The 4,378-nt window shown below is 37.3% G+C and carries 4 protein-coding genes and 1 pseudogene; 4 read left to right on the forward strand and 1 reads right to left on the reverse strand.

Going from position 1 to position 4,378, the window contains the following annotated elements:
- The 4 genes and pseudogenes from BVE84_RS10185 to BVE84_RS10205 all read left to right on the forward strand — a co-directional run.
- Positions 1-549: restriction endonuclease subunit S (locus BVE84_RS10185; RefSeq protein WP_179098516.1), on the forward strand; the 549-nt coding region annotated here is incomplete at its 5' end.
- Positions 550-670: 121 nt separating this feature from the next.
- On the forward strand, positions 671-1,477 hold the full coding sequence (locus BVE84_RS10190) for a tyrosine-type recombinase/integrase (RefSeq protein WP_076996880.1): 807 nt from the start codon (positions 671-673) through the stop codon (positions 1,475-1,477).
- Between the two features lie 556 nt (positions 1,478-2,033).
- Positions 2,034-3,311, forward strand: a pseudogene (gene ltrA, locus BVE84_RS10195) (group II intron reverse transcriptase/maturase).
- Positions 3,312-3,402: 91 nt separating this feature from the next.
- Positions 3,403-3,906: a restriction endonuclease subunit S gene (locus tag BVE84_RS10205; protein WP_076996882.1), complete on the forward strand. Its 504-nt coding sequence runs from the start codon at positions 3,403-3,405 to the stop codon at positions 3,904-3,906.
- On the opposite strand, the gene BVE84_RS10210 is transcribed toward BVE84_RS10205, so the two are convergent.
- A partial coding sequence (locus BVE84_RS10210) for a restriction endonuclease subunit S (RefSeq protein ID WP_179098515.1) occupies positions 3,866-4,378 on the reverse strand: 513 nt, incomplete at its 5' end. The genes BVE84_RS10205 and BVE84_RS10210 overlap by 41 nt on opposite strands.

A 4,378-nucleotide genomic window follows, 5' to 3' on the forward strand; every position in this document is an offset into this window, starting at 1 on the left:
AACGCCTATTATAGGAACTTACCCGAATCGTGGGAGGTAACAACTTTAGGAAATTTATATCATATTACCTCGAGTAAACGAGTCCTACAAAGTGAATGGAAAGAAGAAGGTGTTCCTTTTTATAGAGCTAGAGAAATAGTCTCCTTAAAAAAGAAATTACCGTTAAAAAATCCAATATATATTTCAGAAGGGACATATCAAGAAAAAATAAAATCTTCTGGTATTCCGAGTTTTAGAGACATTCTAGTTACAGGAGTTGGAACTCTAGGAGTTACGTATACAGTACCAAAAGATGCTAAAATCTATTTCAAAGATGGAAACGTTGTGTGGTTACAATATCTTGGATTTACTGAGTCAAGTTATATTGAATTATCTTTAGATTCTTCTATAATAAAGCAGCTAATTGATAGCACTAGCGGAACTACTGTTGGAACATTGACAATCGAAAAGACAAAAAAACTACCTTTGGCTGTCCCACCTCTAGCAGAGCAAAAAAGAATTTCACTATTTATCGAAAATATCTTCAATGTTTTGAAAATGGTATGCTAGTGGAATATTTTAAAATAAGCTTACAGCAAAAAATAACTGTAAGCTTATTTATTTCTATTATGTTCCTGTATAATACTTAGGTGCGGGGGAATTTCAAATTTTTTGATTACAGGAGAATATAATGGAACAACTCAAACAATTTGAATTACACTTGCGAAAGCAAAATCTTGCTCCCAATACTATACAGTCTTATCTTTATACCGTTAGATATTTTAATAGAAATTATGAAATAAAATTAGAATCTATCTTAGAGTATAAGGGATTTTTGATGGAGCATTTTAAACCCAAGACAATAAACCTTAGAATTCAGGGACTTAACCATTATCTAAAGTTTATAGGACGTTCCGACTTATGCTTACGAGCTTTAAAAATTCAGCAGAAGAATTTTTTAGAGGATGTTATAAGCTATGCAGACTATCTATTTTTGAAACGAAAACTTAGACAAGATAAAAATACTAAATGGTACTTTGTTGTCTGGTACTTGGGTGCAACAGGTGCTCGTGTAAGCGAAATTGTAAAATTAAAAGTGGAGCATGTTCAAGTGGGGCATTTTGATATTTACTCAAAAGGTGGAAAAATACGACGATTATATATTCCAAAACGATTGAAGAATGAGACACTGAAATGGCTATCTGATGAACAGCGACAGTCAGGCTATCTATTTTTAAATCGATTCGACCAACCAATAACAACACGAGGTATCGCACAACAGCTCAAAAGCTATGCGATAAAATATCAGTTAGATACTAACGTTGTATACCCTCACTCTTTTAGACATATGTACGCTAAAAGATTTTTAGAAAAATTTAATGATATTTCACTATTAGCAGATTTATTGGGTCATGAATCAATAGAAACGACGCGGATATATCTCCGCAGAACATCTAGTGAACAGCAGGCTATTGTAGATAAAATAGTAACATGGTAATAGCAATAGGCATCAGATTAGCTTCTGATGCCTATTGTTAAGTACGACGGGCATGCCGTACATCTGAGGTGTAAGTCCTCTGTGGACACCTGCTACCGGTGAACCCAATAGCGACTCCCAAGCCTGACTATCGTGAGGTAGCGGGGAGAGGAAGGGATAGCGAAATCGTGGCTCTACGAATAGAAACGTGATATAAAGGCGTATATAGAGGATGAGGGGGCTTAAAACTCTAAAGTCCAAAAAGGTAGTCGTAACCTATATACGTAAATCACGAGAGTAAACGATGAAAGATGTACGGCTTATCCCGTGAGGTCTCATGAGCGTCCCAGACGTAGTAACAACGAATCATGAGAAGTCAGCTGATGCCATAGTAGCGATGAAGTTTCTGTAATAGAAATGGAGCGAAGGGCTGAACAATTAACCGAAGTATACCTACTTCACTTGTGTCTGTAAAATTAGCGGTCTGATAGAGCTGGATGCGGTCACGTATTGACCGGAGGAAAGTTCATCAATATAAGATGTCACTCAGACACCGAAACAAGAAAGGAATACCCACATGTCAAAGTTACTAGATACTATTCTATCTCGCTCTAATATGCTTGAAGCCTACAATCAAGTGAAAGCTAACAAAGGCTCAGCTGGAATTGATGGCATCACCATTGATGACATAGATAACTATCTCCGCCAACACTGGCGACCAACCAAATAACTCATAAAACAGAGGAAATACAAACCTCAACCAGTTCTACGAGTTGAAATTCCCAAACCTAATGGCGGAGTTCGCCAGCTAGGCATCCCAACGGTCATGGATAGAATGATACAACAAGCTATTGTCCAAGTCCTCAGCCCTATCTGTGAACCCTGTTTCTCTGAGAGGAGTTACGGATTCAGACCAAATCGGTCATGCGAACAAGCCATTATCCAGTTATTAGAATACCTCAATGATGGCTATGAGTGGATAGTGGACATAGACCTTGAGAAGTTCTTCGATACAGTTCCTCAAGATAGACTGATGTCCCTTGTTCATAACATCATCCAGGATGGGGATACAGAATCTCTGATTCGTAAGTACCTTCATTCAGGGGTGGTCATCAACGGACAACGGCATAAAACCTTTGTGGGAATCCCCCAAGGAGGAAATCTGTCACCGCTCCTATCTAATATCATGTTCACTGAGTTGGATAAAGAGTTGGAAAGTCGAGGGCTTCGCTTCGTCCGCTACGCAGATGATTGCGTCATCGCCGTAGGGAGCGAAGTAGCTTCCAAACGTGTCATGTATTCTGTTAGTCGCTTCATCGAAAAACGATTAGGATTGAAAGTCAATATGACTAAGACCAAGATTATGAGACCAGGCAAACTGAAGTATTTAGGGTTTGGATTCTGGAAGTCACCGGAGGGCTAGAAAAGCCGTCCGCACCAAGATAGCGTACAGAGTTTCAAGAGAAAACTCAAGAAACTAACAACACGCAAATGGAGCATTGACTTGGACAGTCGTATTGAGAAACTCAACTGGCTTATCCGAGGCTGGATAAACTATTTCGCCTTGACGAATATGAAATCTGCCATGGCAGAGATTGACGAACGGTTGAGAACACGAATTAGAGTTGTAATCTGGAAACAATGGAAGAAGAAATCTAGGCGACTATGGGGGCTTCTCAGACTAGGAGTACCGAAGTGGATAGCGGATAAAGTATCTGGCTGGGGAGACCACTATCAATTAGTGGCTCAGAGGTCAGTACTGAAACGTGCCATATCAAAACCAGTCCTCGCTAAACGTGGACTGGTTTCCTGCTTAGATTATTATCTAAAACGACATGCGTTAAAAGTTAGTTGAACCGCCGTGTGCCGAACGGCATGCACGGTGGTGTGAGAGGGACTAGAAATTAGTCCCTACTCGATTTTATAGTAACGCCTATTATGGGAAGATGTTTAAACTTAGAGATTTAGGTATATACAGTGGAGGTAAAACTCCGAAAAAAACTGAATTATCCTCTTTAATGAATCATGAAGATATTCCATATTTTAAAATATCTGATATGAATACAGCAGGTAACGAAAAGTATTTACGATTCACATCATTATTTATAAAATCAAATCTAAAATTTAAGATTTTTCCTTCAGGTACAATAGTCTTTCCTAAAAATGGTGGAGCAGTTTTAACCGATAAGAAAAGAATTTTGTCAAATTTATCAGCAGTAGACTTAAATACGGGGACTTTTACACCGTATCAAATACTTAATCATGAATACGCATATTTAATCTGGCAAAAAATAGATTTTTCAAGATATACCAAGGGCTCTGCTCTACCAACACTGGATAAGGAGAAACTATTGAATATTAGATTTTTTGTCCCATCACTCATTAGTCAAGAAAAAATAGTTAATTTATTTAATTCACTTGATCAATTACTTCAAATACTAGTTGAATAAAGTTAGAAATTCGCTTTTGTTCTTCTTTAGGTGGTAATTGGATTGTTAATTTTAAAAGAACCTCTCTAGAAATTCCAGGTATCATACTCTGACTTTGTGATTTAATCTCAAAAATTTTATATAACAAAAAGTATTGTAAAAATATTTTGTCTAATACATATGGACTAATTGCCATAACTTGTCTAGCAATATGAGCTTTGAAATAAGGATTGATACCTAATTTCCCTACAGTTCCTTTTACGGTTATTAAAATATCACCAATTTCTGAAGTAACCTGAGGTTCAAGTGTCTGTCGGTTGGTAACTACAGTTCCATCATGAAAATCACTTGCACCTGTGATATAAGGTATACCCTCTAAATCAGGTTGCTCAATAATTTTATTGATACGTAAATCTCTACCTGAAATGAGATTAATAATATTACCTAATGTGCTTACCTCCCACGATTCGGGTAAGTTCCTATAATAGGCGTT

The organism is Streptococcus azizii (assembly GCF_001984715.1).
Classification (GTDB): Bacteria; Bacillota; Bacilli; order Lactobacillales; family Streptococcaceae; genus Streptococcus; species Streptococcus azizii.